General features: G+C 64.6%; 18 protein-coding genes. 9 read left to right on the top strand and 9 right to left on the bottom strand.

Annotated elements, in window-relative coordinates:
• Window positions 1-13 precede the first annotated feature (13 nt).
• Both AC24YW_RS21275 and AC24YW_RS21270 read left to right on the top strand, forming a co-directional pair.
• Window positions 14-817, top strand: coding sequence for an HNH endonuclease (locus tag AC24YW_RS21275; protein ID WP_487484545.1), 804 nt, complete (start codon window positions 14-16; stop codon window positions 815-817).
• Window positions 818-959: 142 nt separating this feature from the next.
• Window positions 960-1,604 carry an HAD hydrolase-like protein gene (locus AC24YW_RS21270; protein WP_487484544.1) on the top strand — a complete coding sequence of 215 codons (645 nt, stop codon included), beginning with the start codon at window positions 960-962 and terminating at the stop codon, window positions 1,602-1,604.
• A gap of 52 nt (window positions 1,605-1,656) precedes the next feature.
• Here AC24YW_RS21270 and AC24YW_RS21265 read toward each other — a convergent pair whose 3' ends face one another.
• Complete coding sequence (locus AC24YW_RS21265) at window positions 1,657-2,301, bottom strand: TetR/AcrR family transcriptional regulator (protein ID WP_487484543.1); 645 nt, start codon at window positions 2,299-2,301, stop codon at window positions 1,657-1,659.
• A gap of 168 nt (window positions 2,302-2,469) precedes the next feature.
• Here AC24YW_RS21265 and AC24YW_RS21260 point away from each other — a divergent pair, with 168 nt between their 5' ends.
• Window positions 2,470-3,501, top strand: a complete 1,032-nt coding sequence (locus AC24YW_RS21260; RefSeq protein ID WP_487484542.1) for an alpha/beta hydrolase family protein — start codon at window positions 2,470-2,472, stop codon at window positions 3,499-3,501.
• The gene (locus AC24YW_RS21255; RefSeq protein WP_487484541.1) at window positions 3,498-4,346 is read left to right on the top strand and encodes a DUF3313 domain-containing protein; all 849 of its coding nucleotides are present in this window, start codon (window positions 3,498-3,500) and stop codon (window positions 4,344-4,346) included. Before AC24YW_RS21260 ends, AC24YW_RS21255 begins: the two co-directional genes overlap by 4 nt.
• A gap of 56 nt (window positions 4,347-4,402) precedes the next feature.
• Here the strand turns inward: AC24YW_RS21255 and AC24YW_RS21250 are convergent, their stop codons facing one another.
• From AC24YW_RS21250 to AC24YW_RS21225, 6 genes are all read right to left on the bottom strand, one after another.
• Entirely contained in the window at window positions 4,403-5,356 is a 954-nt protein-coding gene (locus tag AC24YW_RS21250) for a YVTN family beta-propeller repeat protein (protein WP_487484540.1), read from the bottom strand.
• 2 nt (window positions 5,357-5,358) lie between these two features.
• Window positions 5,359-5,916, bottom strand: coding sequence for an SRPBCC family protein (locus AC24YW_RS21245; RefSeq protein ID WP_487484539.1), 558 nt, complete (start codon window positions 5,914-5,916; stop codon window positions 5,359-5,361).
• 922 nt (window positions 5,917-6,838) lie between these two features.
• Window positions 6,839-7,606, bottom strand: coding sequence for an AAA family ATPase (locus tag AC24YW_RS21240; protein ID WP_487484538.1), 768 nt, complete (start codon window positions 7,604-7,606; stop codon window positions 6,839-6,841).
• A gap of 96 nt (window positions 7,607-7,702) precedes the next feature.
• On the bottom strand, window positions 7,703-8,563 hold the full coding sequence (locus AC24YW_RS21235; protein WP_487484537.1) for a PCC domain-containing protein: 861 nt from the start codon (window positions 8,561-8,563) through the stop codon (window positions 7,703-7,705).
• 9 nt (window positions 8,564-8,572) lie between these two features.
• Window positions 8,573-10,180 (bottom strand): acyl-CoA synthetase, encoded by a 1,608-nt coding sequence (locus AC24YW_RS21230; protein WP_487484536.1) that lies wholly within the window; start codon window positions 10,178-10,180, stop codon window positions 8,573-8,575.
• 105 nt (window positions 10,181-10,285) lie between these two features.
• Window positions 10,286-10,783, bottom strand: a complete 498-nt coding sequence (locus tag AC24YW_RS21225; RefSeq protein ID WP_487484535.1) for a hypothetical protein — start codon at window positions 10,781-10,783, stop codon at window positions 10,286-10,288.
• Here AC24YW_RS21225 and AC24YW_RS21220 point away from each other — a divergent pair.
• On the top strand, window positions 10,782-11,237 hold the full coding sequence (locus AC24YW_RS21220; RefSeq protein ID WP_487484534.1) for a hypothetical protein: 456 nt from the start codon (window positions 10,782-10,784) through the stop codon (window positions 11,235-11,237). The genes AC24YW_RS21225 and AC24YW_RS21220 overlap by 2 nt on opposite strands.
• Window positions 11,238-11,319: 82 nt before the next feature.
• On the top strand, window positions 11,320-11,595 hold the full coding sequence (locus AC24YW_RS21215) for a GNAT family N-acetyltransferase (protein ID WP_487484533.1): 276 nt from the start codon (window positions 11,320-11,322) through the stop codon (window positions 11,593-11,595).
• Window positions 11,596-11,644: 49 nt separating this feature from the next.
• Here AC24YW_RS21215 and AC24YW_RS21210 read toward each other — a convergent pair whose 3' ends face one another.
• Window positions 11,645-12,040 carry an SPW repeat protein gene (locus AC24YW_RS21210; RefSeq protein WP_487484532.1) on the bottom strand — a complete coding sequence of 132 codons (396 nt, stop codon included), beginning with the start codon at window positions 12,038-12,040 and terminating at the stop codon, window positions 11,645-11,647.
• 319 nt (window positions 12,041-12,359) lie between these two features.
• Here AC24YW_RS21210 and AC24YW_RS21205 point away from each other — a divergent pair, with 319 nt between their 5' ends.
• Complete coding sequence (locus AC24YW_RS21205; RefSeq protein WP_487484531.1) at window positions 12,360-12,635, top strand: GNAT family N-acetyltransferase; 276 nt, start codon at window positions 12,360-12,362, stop codon at window positions 12,633-12,635.
• Between the two features lie 66 nt (window positions 12,636-12,701).
• On the opposite strand, the gene AC24YW_RS21200 is transcribed toward AC24YW_RS21205, so the two are convergent.
• Window positions 12,702-13,100, bottom strand: coding sequence for a DUF3597 domain-containing protein (locus tag AC24YW_RS21200; protein ID WP_487484530.1), 399 nt, complete (start codon window positions 13,098-13,100; stop codon window positions 12,702-12,704).
• A 337-nt stretch (window positions 13,101-13,437) separates the two neighbouring features.
• Here AC24YW_RS21200 and AC24YW_RS21195 point away from each other — a divergent pair, with 337 nt between their 5' ends.
• Complete coding sequence (locus tag AC24YW_RS21195) at window positions 13,438-14,346, top strand: DUF2189 domain-containing protein (protein ID WP_487484529.1); 909 nt, start codon at window positions 13,438-13,440, stop codon at window positions 14,344-14,346.
• Window positions 14,347-14,465: 119 nt separating this feature from the next.
• Window positions 14,466-15,290, top strand: coding sequence for a lytic murein transglycosylase (locus AC24YW_RS21190; protein WP_487484528.1), 825 nt, complete (start codon window positions 14,466-14,468; stop codon window positions 15,288-15,290).
• Window positions 15,291-15,381: the final 91 nt, after the last annotated feature.

Raw genomic sequence — 15,381 nt, 5'->3', positions numbered from 1 at the left:
TTGCAGGGCTTTCATGAACGACGGAGCGGCTAAACAGGTCGATCTCGACGAGCGTCTTGCGTCAATGCAAGAGCCGTCTTCCAATTCAGATTGCCTGTATCATGCGATTACGCTGACAGCTGACGACAACTTGAACGTAGTCTTTGGCACTCAGACTGAATGGGTGGGGTGGACAGACGATCGCCGACATGAGATTCGAAGAAGCCGTCTTGTCTACGCAACTTTTGCCGACATCTGGAAAACTTTAGAGCTGCCGTATTGCTACGTTCACACAGTTGACGACTTGACTATCTTCCTGGTGGCGGGCGGAAACGCGCTTGTGGAGCACAAGCTTGCAGAGCGGATATTTCCGAATCAGTTGCGTCCTCATCCAACAATTGCCCACGGCCCTTTCGGGTTTCAAGGGCCCGAAATGTTCGATGCTACCGCGTTCCGACGCGCGCCTACACCAAAGCTACGAATGCGAATATTCGACCGAGATGGACGGAGATGCAGAATCTGCGGACGTCGTCCGGACGACAATACGGATGTAGTCTTGCATGTTCATCATATACGCCCGTGGGAAAAGGGCGGGGTCACGGATCCAAAGAACCTGATAACTCTATGTCACACCTGCCATGCTGGTTTAGATCCTCATCACGATCCTCGTTTGTTTTCGTATATCTCTGAAAAGGCAAGCGATCAAAACAGCTATGACCAACTAGAATTTTTCCGCTCTGTAGCGAACTATCGGAAGGCTGGATTTCTCGGCCTGGCCAAGCAAGAGCTTTCCCCTACAAAGAGGCGGGGAAACCGAACACGAAAGACCCACACATAAGCCGCTGTCTGAGAATTGGCACTGCACGCAAACTTAGAGCATTCGCACATCACGCTCACCAGCGGCGAATAACGTATTCCTCGAACTCCACGAATATTAGCACGCGACCTCACGCTTGTCAGCGAGCTCAAAACCCGGCCTCATGCCCTACACCCTCGCCATCTTCGACCTCGACGGCACGCTGGCCGACAGCTTCCCCTGGTTCTTGCGCACCATCAACGATGTCGCCGACCGCTTCGGCTTTCGCCGCGTAAAGGATGCGGAGATCGAAGAGCTGCGCCGTGCCTCGAGCCGCGAGATCCTCAGCCACCTCGAAGTGCCTTTGTGGAAACTGCCGGCGATCGCGCGGCATGCGCGGCGGCTGAAGGCGGAGGCGGCAGCTGAAATTCCGCTGTTCGCCGGCGTCGAGGCCATGCTGCGAACGCTGACTGATAACGGCGTGCAGCTCGCGCTGGTGACCTCCGACAGCGAAACCAATGCGCGCGAGAAGCTTGGCCCTGCCGCGGCGTTGTTCGCGCATTTCGACTGCGCTGCCTCGCTGTTCGGCAAGGCCGCAAAATTCCGCCGGGTCATCCGCCGTGCCGGCGTCGCGCCGGCCAAGGTGATTTCGATCGGCGACGAGGTTCGTGACATCGACGCGGCGCGGGCGGTCGGGATCGCCTGCGGCGCGGTGTGCTGGGGCTATGCCCCAGTGGCGCTGCGGGCGCTTCGGCCCGACCATGTGTTCGAGCACATCAGCGACATCGCGCCGGCGCTGATCGGCCTCACGGCACCGATACGGGCCTAGCTGCCGTGCGGCCGTCGGGCTTCTCCACCGACAGCGTCACCCGCCTCTCACCTCACTCCCCGGCTCGGCCGACAGCCTTACGCGAGGACGCCGCTCCGATTTCCCGGCCCAGGCAGGCAAACGCCTCCTTCACGTGGACAGCCAAAGGCCGCTTGCCCTGGTCGCGATTCCAATTGTCGATCGCAAGACGCAGCGCTCCGACCGACATCATGGCGACCACGCGCAGCGCCGCCTGCCGATGCGGCTGCGGCCACATCTGGGAGAGCGCCTCGAACACGGCTGCTTCCTTCTCGACGTACTTTGCCTGCTGCCGGATGCGAAGCGACTCGTTCGCGGACATCAGGCGTTCGACCACCTTGGTTTGCTTGTAATCGACCTGAAAGCGGGCCGTCAGCTCCTCCAAGGCGTTCTTGACCGCATCGAGTGGCGACTGCCTGGTCGATTGCTCGAGCAGGGCGGCACGCAAAGTCTCGTTGAAGCCGCCGTCCTGCCACGCCAGGAGAATCTCTTCTTTGGACTTGAAGTAGTAGAAAAACGTCCGCCGCGAGATCCCCGCCGCCTCCGCGATCGCGTCGAGCGTGGTGGCGTCATAGCCCTTGGTCAGAAACAATTTCAGGCCTTGCTCGGCAATACGATGCAACGTTTCGCGCCGCTTCCGTTCGCGCAGGCCTTCCTCCTTTCGGGATGAACTTTTCATGACCCGTTCTGCCATGAAATCGACTAGTTTGCAAAATTACACTAAGTGCAATGTATCGATGACACTCGGTGCGACTTCATGCAAGGGGCCTTCATGGTGAACGGGTTGAACGGCGACACTTCCCCTCGGCACGTTCGATCCGCCGTCAACGCAAGCGGACAGACAAGCTTGACCCGGCGGCGCTTCGGTGCCGCGCTGCTGGCGGTCGCCGTCACGGCCACGCTCGCCGCGCCTCCAGCCCGGGCGCAGTCCGCTCCCCCTGCGGTCATCGACTTCGACTGGGTCGATCCGGCGCGTTCGCGGCCCGTTCCGGCGCGCCTGCACTGGCCGATGGATGTTGCGCCGGGATCGCGCGTGCCGCTCATCGTGTTCTCCCATGGGCTCGGCGGCTCTCGTCGGGGCTACAGCTATCTGGGGCGATATTGGTCGGCCCGCGGCATCGCCAGCTTGCATGTCCAGCATGCCGGCAGCGATTCCTCGCTCTGGGCGGGCAACCCCCTCGCGGTCGTGGACCGCCTGCAGCGCGCCGCTCACGAAAGCGAAGCGCTGGCGCGAGCCGTGGATCTGCGCTTCGCGCTGGATCGCATGCTGTCGAGTCCCCAGGGCACCCAGATCGACCGCCGGCGCATCATGGCGGCGGGGCATTCCTATGGGGCGAACACGGCACTCGTTGCCGTCGGCGCCCGCGTGATGCGCGACGGCAGGTGGGTCGAGGCGCGCGATCCGCGCTTTGGCGCCGCCATCGTCATCTCGGCCCCTCCATTCTATGGCGAACCCGATCTTGCCTCGGTGTTGAGCAGGATCACCGTTCCAACCCTGCACGTGACGGCGACGAAAGACGTCATCCAGATCCCGGGCTACTACTCACCGGCTGCCGACCGTCTCGAGGTGTTCAACGCCATGGCCACACCGCGCAAGCTGTTGGCCGTGTTCGAAGGCGGCTCGCATAGCATCTTCACCGATCGCTCCTTCACCGGCGGTCCCGCACTCAACCCGAAGGTGAAGCTCGCGACGGCCGAGCTCACCCTGGCGTTTCTCGACCTGGTCTTCGATGGCAACGGCGCAACGCTGGCGCGCTGGAACGTGACCTGGCAGCCCATCCTGGCCTCGGCGCCGGGCGCGGCACCTTCGCCCCTGCCCGTCGCGCAGTCCCGGCGCGTGGCCCAGGGAGCGGCGACCGGTCTCGTTCCCTCGCCATGAGATGGCTTGCCATGGCGGCCTTGAGCTCGGTGGCCGCCGGTTGCGCGGCGGCCCCGCTGGAACGCGCGGGATCGCTTGCCTCCTACGACAATCTCACGCCCTCCGATGGTCTCTTGACCAAGTCGCAGCTCCGGATCAGCAAGGCTGATGTTCTCGCCGCGAAGACCGCCCGCATCGAGCCGACCGCGTTCACGGCGACCGCGGCCAACCAGCCGTTCACGTCGCAGCAACGCCGGCTGATCAATAATGCGGTCAACAGGGCGATGTGTCTGGCACTGAGCGAGCGTTTCCGGATTGTAGCCGCGACGGAGGCGGCGGACTTGAATGTTCGCGCCGTCATCACACAGATTGCGCCGACGGATGCGGCGGCAGCCGGCGTCTCCAAGGTGGCGAGCGTCGTACCGTCCATCGTTGCTCCCGGCGTGCCCATTCCGGTGCCGCGGCTCCCGATCGGACTTGGAAGCCTGTCCGTCGAGGCCGAGGCCCGAGACCCCAGCGGCAAGCAACAGGCCGCCATGATCTGGGCGCGCGGAGCGAACTCCTTCACCAGCGCTCCGCGTGTATCGAGCGATGGCGATGCTTATGACCTGGCCGAGAGTTTCGGAAGCGATTTCGGGAGATTTCTCGTTGCCGCGGAGAGTCCGTTCGGGAAGGTCCCCGCGCCGCCCTCCGTCGACAGATTGAGCGCCTCTCTCGGTGGTGCGCCCAAGGAAGCGATCTGCGAAGCATTCGGCCGGGCACCGGGACTGGCGGGACTGGCCGGGGAAAGAATCGGCTTGCCGCCGGACTGGACCGACCGAGGTGCGCCGGACAACACGATGCTGGAAACACAGAACGTCAACTGAACCCTACGGACCGTTGAGTTCGGCCAGCGGCAGGAAGCCGCCCCTCATCCGGCAGACTACTCCGTCCTGCGCAGGAACGCCCCGAACGCCCGTGGGCCATCGCCGGTTCTGATCTCGCCGATGACCTTGAGCTCGGCCGCATCGATGATGCCAAGCGTGTTGCTCTCCCAGCAGGCGACGACGACGCGCTTGCCGTCGGCGGTTGCCGCGATGCCTTCGGGATAGTCGCCGACATTGATGCGCTTGATCGGCTTCAGGCTCGCCAGATCGAACACGCTGACGGTGCCACCATATTGGTCGGTGACGAAGCCGCGCCCCAAAGTCAGCGCCACCGCATAAGGCCGCATGCCGACCTTCACACGGCCGATCTCGCGCCCCTCAGCGATGTCGATCACGGAGACGTCGTCGGAGCCGACATTGGCGGTGTAGGCGCGCTTGCCGTCGGCATCGATGGTGACGCCGAATGGACGAGTGCCGACCTTGATCACGGCCTTGCGCTGGCGCGTCGCCGTGTCCACCACCGAGACGCTGTCGTCGTCGCGGTCAGCAGAGATCAGCAGCTTGCCGTCGGGCGTCACCGCAAGGCCCGACGGCGAGGCGCCGACCGCGATGCTGGCGACAACGCTGCGCGAGGCCGTATCGATCGCCCGCACCGCAGCCGCGTACCAATCGGCGACATAGACCGCCTTGCCGTCGGGCGCCACGGCAATGCCGAGCGGCCCGCCGCCAACCTCGACGCGGCCGGCGATCTGCCGCGTGGCAGCGTCGACCACCGTCACCGCCTTGGCATCCGGGCTCGTGACATAGGCAAAGCGCCCGTCCGCGCTGACGGCGATTCCCGCCGGCCTGCCGCCGATCGGGATCGTCGCAACCGCGCGCGCGGTGGCGAGGTCCACGACCATCAGATCGTCGCTGAGCTGGTTGGTGACGAACGCCTCCTCGGCGACTACGCTGCCGAGGCCCGCATGCCAAAGGCTGGCGGCGAGCGCCGCCAGAACCAGCGCCCGCACGGTCAGCTACCGCTCTCGATCTTCTTCTTGAGGGCCTCGAGCCCGGCCTTGTAGAGCCCGCTCACCGCCTTGATCGCGGCCTCGTCGCTCAGCTCCGGCGGCGGATCGTTGTTGGGATAGCCGCGATAGAAAGCGCCGGCCCATTCCAGCTTGGCCTTGCCGTCGGGTGCGGGCGAGACGGTCAGGGTCGAAGAATAATTGGTCACCGGCAGCACCTTTACGTCCACTTTGGTGATCCGGTACGAATAGCTCTGCATGTCGGGCTCGTATTTGTAGAGCTCCTCGTCGACCGTCGCGCCGCCCGTCAAGGTGAGTTTTCGCGTCGCGCCGATCTCGTTGCCCTTCTCGCCTTCGGTCTTGGTGACCGGCTGGAGCCAGCTCATGTCCTGGAAATTGGAGATTGCGGCCCAGACCTTGGCCGGGGCCGCGTTGATCTCGATGGATTCCCGCACCTTCTGCCGCGTCGGTCCGTGGGCTCGGACCGGCTCGAAGGCGGTCATCAGAGCCATCCCCGCCAGCGCCGCCACCCCGGCGATCGCCGGTCCGCTTCTCGTCTTCATCTCGTGTTTCCTCACCCTTGAATCTGCGCGGCTTGAGGCGCGCTGGGATCATCGTAGCGCATTTTTGGACGGCGGGGAGACCTGTTCGTGGCACGCATGTGGCGGGGATCTTGCAGGCCACCACACAATCCGTTGCGGGGCCCGACGGGCAAAACACCCACGCCGTGGTCAACGGACCGGTCGCGAAATAATTCGCTTTACTCGAATTCGGAATTATAGCATCTTCTGCGCACCCCAACCCGGGCCGAGGGGCGCATCGCGATCGTCACGAACGCGGGTTGGGAATGTGGTGGACGCAGGCAGCGTCGCGCGCAGGCGGTTTGCAGGGCGGGTCACTCCGTGAGCGAGCGAGGCGCGCACACGACGGGCGCGGCCTCGCGTACGGCAAAATCGTGTGGTCCTGGCGCCCGGGGTCTGTGCGCCAAGGCTTGCGGTGGTGCATGCAGCCCGACCGGGCTCACGCGCCAGTCATCCGCAAGGCGACGGGGGCAATAGTGCATCGCTCCCCGAGGAGAGCGCGACATAAGCCGTCAAACCACTGCGCAGGGAAGGCCGGATGTTTGGCTTCACCTGTATGCCGCTGTGCAGCTTTTTCAAGCACACGCTTCGCACAGTGGACCGCGGGTGCCAGCCGGCACCCGGCCTTCCCTGCGCCCTCGGCACTTCTGGGGGCGGCGATCAACGCAAAGCTCGGGCACGATGTGCCGCGAGAACGCGAATCCATGCGTGACATCTAGATTCGAGTCTACAGATGAACACCGGTTTCGTGCCCCGGACGCAGCGCAGCGCCCCTTCGGCGATGCGCTGCTGAGCCGGGGCCCACGCGGCAGCCGACGCGCGAGTTCCTGGATCCCGGCTCTGCGCCGCAACGCTCACGCGTTGCAGCTTGTCCGGGACACGCGTGCGGGCGTCGGGTGTGCCCCTACTCCCCCAACGTCGCCTCCACGAACCCGCGCGGATCGGCGCAAAACTCGCACATCAGCCGGTAATGATCGGTCTGCTCCACCGTGACAGGCTCCAGGCCGTATTTGCCGAGCCGCAGCAGCCGCGCGTTGGGATAGGCCATCAGCACCGGCGAATGCGTTGCCATGATGACCTGGCAGATGCGGGACTCGTCCATGCGCCGCAGCAGCTTCAGGAACTCGATCTGACGCGCCGGCGACAGCGCCGATTCCGGCTCGTCGAAGATGAAGATGCCCTGGCGCTGGCAACGTTCCTCGAAGAAGCGCAGAAAACCTTCGCCGTGTGAGTGCGACAGGAAATCGGGGCCGACCTGGCCGGCGTCGCGCGCGGCCTTGTCCAGATATCGCGCGACCGAGAAAAAGCTCTCCGCACGAAAGAACCAACCGTTCGTAATCTTCGGCAGCCAGCTTGCGCGCAGCGCGGTGGAGAGTTGGCCGCCCATCTCCTCGCGCGCCTCGGAATGATCGACCGGCCTGTAGCCCTTCCCGCCCCCGGCATCGTCGTAGCCGGCGAGCGCTGCGATGCCTTCGAGGATCGTCGACTTCCCGGTGCCGTTCTCTCCAACGATGATCGTGATGGGGGCATCGAAGCTGAGTTCGAAATCATCAGGAAAGATGGGCAAGCAAAACGGATAGGCCTCGCGATCGCGAACCTGCGACGGGTCGAGCCATACCCGCTTCAGGTACGGCGCTGGCAGGTTGATCGTTCGATTGCCTCTTCGTGCCATGGCTTCCTGCCGCTGCTCGCACCTGAGATGGAACATAACAGGAACGATTGGATTGCAAAAGCGCGATCTTGCGCCCACCACGTCACGGCTCGCGAGCTAGTCCTCTGCCTCCAGCACCAGCTCCATCGTCATCAGCACCGGATTGTCGCCACGGATCAGGCGGCCCTCGGCGATGCCGCCGGTGTAGTCGATCAGGGCAACATCGAGCGCAGCTTCCAGCGCGCCGGATATGCCGGGCGCGATTGTCCCTGCCGTGATCGCCAGCTCCGTCGCAAACGGCTCAGTCACGCCGCCATGGGTGAAGCGAGCGCCGATGGTCGAGCCGACGCCGCCATGAATCTTCGCACGCGCAATGCCGTGCGCGCGGCAGAACGCCTCGAGGCCGCCCGCAAGATCCTGGTTCGGGCGCAGGCGGAGCGCGAAGGCGCGGCTCGTCGTTCGCGCGCCGGTGCGCGCGGCCGCGACCGGTCCGAACAGCTTGAAATTAGTCTCCGGATCGGGCTCGGCCGTGAACATCGCACCATCGAGACCGAACGCCCCGACCTCGAACGGCTCGGCGACGACGGTCTCGTCCGGCATCATGTGGCCCCCGCTCGTCTTGCCGTCAGCCTCCGTCCACAGTCCGTGGCAATGAAAGAACGGCGCGCCGTCGCGCATGCCGAGCGTCATGCTGCCGAGCCTTGGGCGCGTCACGCCGGCGGGCCGGAACGTATCGCTGTAGAACGCCGCGTTCTCGCCGGTCTTCGACAGCGCCGGCATGACATAGGCGAACGGACCCAGCGCGCCGCGGCGAAAACTCAGTACGCCGCCGGCGAAGCCCTCCGCGGCAAAGCCGCGCCGCGCTGCCTCCAGCAGCGGCACACCGGCCTGAAGCGCGAACGTGAAAGCACGTCCCCTCGCCTCCACCCATTGAATGCGCTCGGGGAGCGGCGGGCCCGGCTGCTTGATGCTCCGCATCTCGTACGCTCAGCCCGTCTTCGCCTTGTCGAGGTCGAGCAGCCCGCGCGCCTCGAGCTCGTCGCGCACCATGCGCTTCGGCACCTTGCCGTAACCCGATTTCGGCAGCGCATCCCAGAAGAAGAAGCGCTTCGGCATCTTGTAGCGCGGCACTTTCGGCGACAGGAACGCCGCCATCTCGGCTTCGGTCACCGCCTTCGCGCCTTCACGGACGACGCAGACGGCGACGCCGACCTCGCCCCAGGTCGCGTCGGGCACGCCGAGCACGGCGACCTCGCCAATCCCGGGATGGGTCAGGATCTTCTCCTCGATCTCGCGCGGATAGATATTGGAGCCGCCGGAGATGTACATGTCGGAGGCGCGTCCCGTGATGTACACAAAACCCTCCTCGTCCATGTGGCCGAGGTCGCCGGTGCGGAACCAGCCGTTGCGGAACGCCTTCGCATTGGCTTCGGGGTTGTCGTAGTAGCCGGCGAACACCGCAGGCCCGATCACGCAGATCTCGCCGCTCTGGTTGGCCTTGAGCTCGCGGCCCTCGTCGTCCTGGATCGACACCTGCATGCCGGTACGCTCGAAGCCGCAGGTGCCGATCTTGGCGTGCGGGCCGTCCTCCGGATCGTGCAGTGCCGCCGGCAGCACGGTGATGTTGCCGGTAACCTCGCCGAGGCCGAAATACTGCACGATCACCTTGCCGAGCTTCCTCAGCGCCGCCTTCTGGTCCTCGCGATACATCGGCGCGCCGGCATAGATGACGTAGCGCAGCGAGGAATGGTCGAATTTTTCGGCGGCGGGATGCTCGACCATCATCTTCAGGATGGTCGGCACCGTAAAGAGATTGCTGACGCGATGCGCCTCGATCAGGCGGAACGCCTCGTTGATGTCGAATTTCTCGCTCGGCAGCAGCACGGTGCGCGCGCCGCGCGCGGTCTGCATCAGCTGGTGCACGCCGGCGCCGTGCGACAATGGCGCCACCACCAGCGAGGCATCCTGCTCGGTCGTGCCGGGCGTCAGATCGGCGAGATGATTGGTGACGACGAATCCCATCTGGCCGTGGGTGAGCACGGCCGCCTTGGAGCGTCCCGTGGTGCCGGAGGTGAAGAAGAACCAGCAGGGATCGTCGTGCTCGACGGCGATGTTCTCCACGGCTGCGCCAGCCTGCGAAGCGATGGCATCGGCCACCGAGCGCTCGCCGAAGGCAGCCTTGCCGTCGATGCTCCAGGTGAACTCCAGCGCACCGCTCTTCACCGCCGCGGCATGCTCGGGGAAATCGACATGGCACAGAAACCCCTTGGCGCCGGAGGCCTGCGCGAGATAACTGACCTCGTCCGGCATCAGACGGAAATTGGTGGGCACCCAGACCGCGCCGAGGCGAAACGCGGCGAACATCGAGAAAAACATCTCGTCGCCATTCTTGGAATGGACCAGGATGCGGTCGCCCTTGACAATACCCCGCGCGGCGAGTGCCGCGGCCAGGGCCGAGACCTGCGCATCGATCTGGCGCCAGGTCCAGGACTTATCCCCCCAGACGAAACCGCGACGCGCGCCATGCCGCCGCGCATTCTGGGTCAGCATATGGGCGAGATTCATGACGCGGCGGGACATGCGCAGGGGCTGCATCGGGCTTCCTCTTCGAGGACGGGCGGCACGCAAGCCGTCCGTTCATTGCGGCCCATTTATCGCCAACGCCAGCGACCCCGCAAGGCCGGTTGCCGCGGGCCTGCCCTAGGGCTGCTTGAACGCAAACGGCGTCGCCGTGATAGCCTTGGTCTTCGAGCAGGGTTGCGGACCAAAGCCGCCGCAGAAGCTGCCATGCAGATCGAAGCGGACAGCGCGCGCGGCGCCGCGCTTCACCGGTGGGGCCATGATCTTGTAACGGAGGACGTAGCCGTCGAACACCTCGCGCACGCTGCCATCGGCCAGCGTCACCAGGATCTTCATGACGCAGCCGCCGGTTCCGCAATAGGTGGTCTCGCGATCGCCGCATTTGGTGTCCTGGAAATCGACGATGTAGTCCTCGCGACCGTCACCAGTCAGGTCGATCTTGCGCACCGTGTTGGGCGCGAAGGTCACCGCGCCGCCCTCCTGGTTCGTGCATTCCTCATTGGCGAAGCGGACCGCCTTCTGCACGCCGGGCGGATAGTCGGCCGGATTGAACGGCTTTGCGTCGTCGGCACGCGCAGCCGAGGCGAACAGAGCGAGCATGAGCATGAGATAACGCATGCGCGTTTGTCGTCGGCGCAGCCACAGTCGTTCAGGGAAATTTAAACATGATCGGCGCAACGTTGATCTGTTGTCGCGTACAGAGTACTCCATCATGGTCAAAGCGCCTGCCTTCCTCCTGTTGTCCCTGGCGCTTGCCGGATGTGTCGCGACTCAGCAAGCGCATCTTGCGTCCGAACCAGCCTTCAAGCCTGCGCGCTATGCCTGGGATGGCGCCGGCGAGAATCCCAATCAGCCCCGTTCGGCCTCGCGTGCGGCGCGCGCCGCCGCGGCAGCCGAGCGCAACCGATCTCAGGCCGGCCTTGCCCCTTATTCGAAGGAATGGTGGCAGGCACAGGACGGCATCGAGGCCGAGCAGGACGCCAGGGTCAACCGCTCGCTGTTCATCTGCCAGGGCTGCCTCCGCCCACAGCCACAGGCCGAGGATTCCAGGCTGGCCAAAGCGACCGATTGAACCGAACAGCTTTGGGGCGGAAACCCGCCGAGGGGCCGTGCGTTACCATCGTGCGCGAGGCTGGCAGCTGCAAGGCAACGATATGAGCGACGTCATCAACAATAAGGCCCATCACCGCTATGAGCTCGACGTGGAAGGTCATCTTGCGACCGAGCACTACCGGCTCGACGGCGATGTCATCGTCTTTGAACATACCGACGTGCCGAAGGAGCTTGGCGGCAAGGGCATCGGCTCGAAGCTGGTGCAAGGCGCGCTCGACCAGGTCCGCGCCGACGGCTTCAAGCTGATCCCGCAATGCCCATTCGTGAAGGCGTGGATCGACAAGCACCCGGACTATGCGGATCTCGTGACACGGTGAGTGCACAGGCCCGCCGCTCGTGGCCGGCGGGCCTGCAGTAACTTTCGGCCTATTGTCCGTGCTTGAGCAAGTCCTGGTCACTCCTATCCCAGTCCTGCCATAGCTGGAGAATGCCGAGCAGCACCACCACCGCACCGAGGCTCGTGTGATAGATGCGGAGAAATCCCTCACCGGAATAGCCGATCACGTATGGCGAGGAGATCAGCCACAGTCCGACCAGGATCGTCGTCACCTCCTGCCAGCGCTGCAAGGCGACGTATTCGAGCTGGCTGATGCCAAATACGACCAGACCGATCGCAACGGTATTCAGGATGACCGTCTGGTGACCGGCGATCGCTTCATCCTGGACCGGGAACCACGGCGAGGCCACGATCACCGCGCCCAGCAGCATCCCGCACCAGTCTTCCCATGTTCGATGAGTATTCAAAAAACCAGAGTCCGACATCGCAACCTCCTGCAAAAGAGGCATACGTCTGCGGCTGGCGATGATGACACTCCGAATGTCTAGCGACCCTGCCGGCCGCATTCGGGCGTATGTCCTCTCCAGGACGTGGGAACCGAAGTGCGGCTTGCAAGGGCGGTATCGGAGATTATTTGCGGAGCCGTGGGACCTGCTCGCCGAGCGCCATGGCCATACCGCAGTGCGGTCAGGGCGGCGCGCGTTTGCAGATATCTCGTCTGCGCCAATCTCCCTGGTCTCACCTTGGCAAGGGCTATGTCAGTCTCCTAGATCAGGAGGCATCTGCAGTTCGGAGGGATCCCGCATGGCGGCTTTGGTACGCGACAACAAGGACAGGAGCCGCTTCGAGCTCGATGTCGGCAACGACATCGCCTTCGCCAATTACCGGCTGACGCCGTCGGCCGTGATCATCACCCACACCGAGACGCCGCGCGCGTTGCGCGGGCGCGGCATCGGCTCCGAGCTGGTCAAGGGCGCGCTCGACCTGATCCGGCGCGACGGCAAGAAGGTGATCGCCGGCTGCGGCTTCGTCGTCGACTATCTCGACCGGCATCCGGAGGATGCGGATCTGGTCGCCTGAATGCAAAAGGGCCCGCGCGATCGCGGGCCCCTGCGGCACGACCCCAAGGCGGGTCGGTGCGGCGGGTCAGTGCTTGATCTCCGGCGGCAGCTTGCCGCCGTTGGCGGCGAGCTTGGACATCACCTGCTTGTGCAGCCAGACGTTCATGCTCGCCGAGTCGTTCATGTCGCCGCTGTAGCCCAGCTCCTTGGCGAGATCCTTGCGCGCAGCGAGGCTGGAATCGATATCGAGCGCCTTCATGAGGTCGACGATGGAGGTGCGCCATTCCAGCTTCTCGCCCTTGTGCGCGGCAGCCGCCTTGTCGACGATCGCCGCCACGTCGACCGTGGCCATGGGCGCGGCGGCCGGCGCCGAAGGACTTGCCGACCCTGCGGGCGCGCCCGGCGAAGCGGCGCCACCGGCCGGCGCAGCGGAGGCCGGCTGGCCGCCGAAGATCGCGCTGATGATTTTCCCGAAAATGCTCATGTCTGCTCCCCGAAAAGGAATCCGTTGGAAGGGCCTTGCGTGGCACTTATAGACGAAGTTGGTGCGTCGCGCCCGCGAAGTCCCGCGAGCGAATAGCAGCATCAGCTTATCTGCGGCGAAATGACGACAGAATGACGCCGCATTGGTTGCGCCGCGGCATCGAATTTCACCCAAGCGTGAGGGACAGGACCCGGACTTGGGAGTATGCTTGCCGTTCAGCTCGCGATGCCATCCGGAATTCGCGTCTGGTCGGGATCGCGGGATTTCAAGAGTTGGGCGGCCGCTTGCGCCGTTTGCCGGCGCCGGACGCAGCCGCTTGGCAAGGGAGCTAGCGACCATGGCCACACTCTACCAGGGCAATGTCCCCACGATGGCCCAGCCTACGGATGCGGCTGGACCGGTGATCCGAACCATTCAATTGTCCGATCTGCACGACTCGCTCAGGCGCGGCTGGGAGGATTTCAAGGCCATTCCGAGCCACGCCATCATCCTCTGCGTGATCTACCCGGTGCTCGGCCTCGTCATCGCCCGCGTGGTGATGGGCTATTCGGTACTGCCGCTGCTGTTTCCGCTCGCCGCGGGCTTCGCCCTGATCGGGCCATTCGCCGCGCTCGGGCTCTACGAGCTTTCCAGCCGGCGCGAGCGCTATGAGCCGGCCAGCGCCTGGGATGCCATGGAGGTCCTGCGCTCGCCGTCGTTCGGCGCGATGCTCGGCCTCGGCACCTTGCTGCTCGCCCTGTTCGTCACCTGGGTGGCGACCGCACAGGCGATCTATGTCGCGGCGTTCGGCTACGAGGGCGTCACCGGATTCTCGCACTTCATCGAACGTGTGTTGACGACGCAGCAAGGCTGGTGGCTGATCGTGGTTGGCTGCGGCACCGGATTCCTGTTCGCGCTCGCCGCGCTATGTCTCAGTGCCGTGTCGTTCCCCCTGATGCTGGACCGCCACGCCGGTGCGTTCGAGGCGATGAGCACCTCGCTGCGCGTCGTCGCGAAAAACCCGGTGCCGATGGCGGCCTGGGGCCTGATCGTGGCGGTGCTGCTCGCGCTCGGCACGCTGCCGGCCTTCCTCGGCCTCGCCATTGTGGTCCCGCTGCTCGGGCACGCGACGTGGCACCTTTACCGCAAGGTGATCGCGTCCGATCCGGGCGCACGTTCGGTGCCGCCTCCGCCGCATCGGCCGCGCAAGCCGGCCGCCGACTTCCCGGCCAACCTGTTCCCGTGGCGGAATCGGACGGACGTCTGACGATCTCGTGACGTGCGGCCCTGGCCGGTTCGGACAGGGCTGCACGCCTTGCTTTGGCCGCGGTTACAGTCGAGATTATGCTGCCGGTCAGGTCAATTCACGGAAATCCATTTCATCTGATGACTCCGACGATTTCTCGTCTTGCTATCGCAGCCTTGGCCGTCTCCGCGTCCCTTCTCTCAGTCCAGCCAGCGCCTGCCGCGGTTGCCTGCGACACGGGCAATTTCGACGCCTGGCTGGCTGATTTCAAAGCCGACGCTGCGGCGAAGGGCATCTCGCAGCAGACCATCACCGCCGGGCTTGCCGGTGTCACGCTCGACCAGAGCGTGCTCAACCGCGACCGTTCGCAAAAGGTCTTCACCCAGAGCTTTGAGGAGTTCTCCGGCCGCATGGTGCCGCCGCGCTTGGAGCGCGGTTCCAACAGGATGAAGCAATACGGCTCGGTGCTGTCGCGCATCGAGCAGGCCTATGGCGTGCCGGGCGAAGTTCTGGTCGCGATCTGGGGCCTGGAGACGGATTTCGGCGTCAACACCGGCAAATTCGCAACCATCCGCTCGCTTGCAACGCTCGCTTACGATTGCCGTCGCTCCGAGCAGTTTCGCGCCGAGCTGCTGGATGCGCTGCGCATCGTCCAGCGCGGTGATCTTGCGCCCGCCGACATGAAAGGCGCCTGGGCCGGGGAGCTCGGCCAGACCCAATTCATGCCGTCATCCTGGATGAAATACGCCATCGACTTCGACGGCAACGGCAAGCGCGATCTTCTGCATAACGTGTCCGACGTGCTCGCCTCAACGGCCAATTATCTGGTCGGCTATGGCTGGCAGAGGGGCAAGGACTGGCAGCCGGGCAGTCCGAATTTTGAGGTCCTCAAGCAGTGGAACAAGAGCGAGGTCTACTCCAAGACCGTGGCCTATTTTGCCGCCCAGCTCGCGCGCGCCCCTTAGATCTCAATCAGCGCGCCGAATCGCGAAACCCGGCGAGCCTGCCTCACCCTGTACCGACGCGCCGGCACCTCTCACGGGGCACATTCTCGGT

The organism is Bradyrhizobium sp. USDA3516, assembly GCF_057651995.1.
The sequence above is the reverse complement of the archived record's forward strand: the minus strand, read 5'-3'. Positions and strand labels throughout refer to the sequence as shown.

Excerpts from the sequence above, each read along its gene's own strand:
- AC24YW_RS21225 (WP_487484535.1), bottom strand. The coding sequence starts at position 10,783 with ATGCGTTATCTCATGCTCATGCTCGCTCTGTTCGCCTCGGCTGCGCGT.
- AC24YW_RS21220 (WP_487484534.1), top strand. The coding sequence starts at position 10,782 with ATGCGCGTTTGTCGTCGGCGCAGCCACAGTCGTTCAGGGAAATTTAAA.
- AC24YW_RS21265 (WP_487484543.1), bottom strand. The coding sequence starts at position 2,301 with ATGAAAAGTTCATCCCGAAAGGAGGAAGGCCTGCGCGAACGGAAGCGG.
- AC24YW_RS21195 (WP_487484529.1), top strand. The coding sequence starts at position 13,438 with ATGGCCACACTCTACCAGGGCAATGTCCCCACGATGGCCCAGCCTACG.
- AC24YW_RS21275 (WP_487484545.1), top strand. The coding sequence starts at position 14 with ATGAACGACGGAGCGGCTAAACAGGTCGATCTCGACGAGCGTCTTGCG.
- AC24YW_RS21210 (WP_487484532.1), bottom strand. The coding sequence starts at position 12,040 with ATGTCGGACTCTGGTTTTTTGAATACTCATCGAACATGGGAAGACTGG.
- AC24YW_RS21200 (WP_487484530.1), bottom strand. The coding sequence starts at position 13,100 with ATGAGCATTTTCGGGAAAATCATCAGCGCGATCTTCGGCGGCCAGCCG.
- AC24YW_RS21230 (WP_487484536.1), bottom strand. The coding sequence starts at position 10,180 with ATGCAGCCCCTGCGCATGTCCCGCCGCGTCATGAATCTCGCCCATATG.
- AC24YW_RS21270 (WP_487484544.1), top strand. The coding sequence starts at position 960 with ATGCCCTACACCCTCGCCATCTTCGACCTCGACGGCACGCTGGCCGAC.
- AC24YW_RS21240 (WP_487484538.1), bottom strand. The coding sequence starts at position 7,606 with ATGGCACGAAGAGGCAATCGAACGATCAACCTGCCAGCGCCGTACCTG.
- AC24YW_RS21205 (WP_487484531.1), top strand. The coding sequence starts at position 12,360 with ATGGCGGCTTTGGTACGCGACAACAAGGACAGGAGCCGCTTCGAGCTC.
- AC24YW_RS21245 (WP_487484539.1), bottom strand. The coding sequence starts at position 5,916 with ATGAAGACGAGAAGCGGACCGGCGATCGCCGGGGTGGCGGCGCTGGCG.
- AC24YW_RS21255 (WP_487484541.1), top strand. The coding sequence starts at position 3,498 with ATGAGATGGCTTGCCATGGCGGCCTTGAGCTCGGTGGCCGCCGGTTGC.
- AC24YW_RS21215 (WP_487484533.1), top strand. The coding sequence starts at position 11,320 with ATGAGCGACGTCATCAACAATAAGGCCCATCACCGCTATGAGCTCGAC.
- AC24YW_RS21190 (WP_487484528.1), top strand. The coding sequence starts at position 14,466 with ATGACTCCGACGATTTCTCGTCTTGCTATCGCAGCCTTGGCCGTCTCC.
- AC24YW_RS21235 (WP_487484537.1), bottom strand. The coding sequence starts at position 8,563 with ATGCGGAGCATCAAGCAGCCGGGCCCGCCGCTCCCCGAGCGCATTCAA.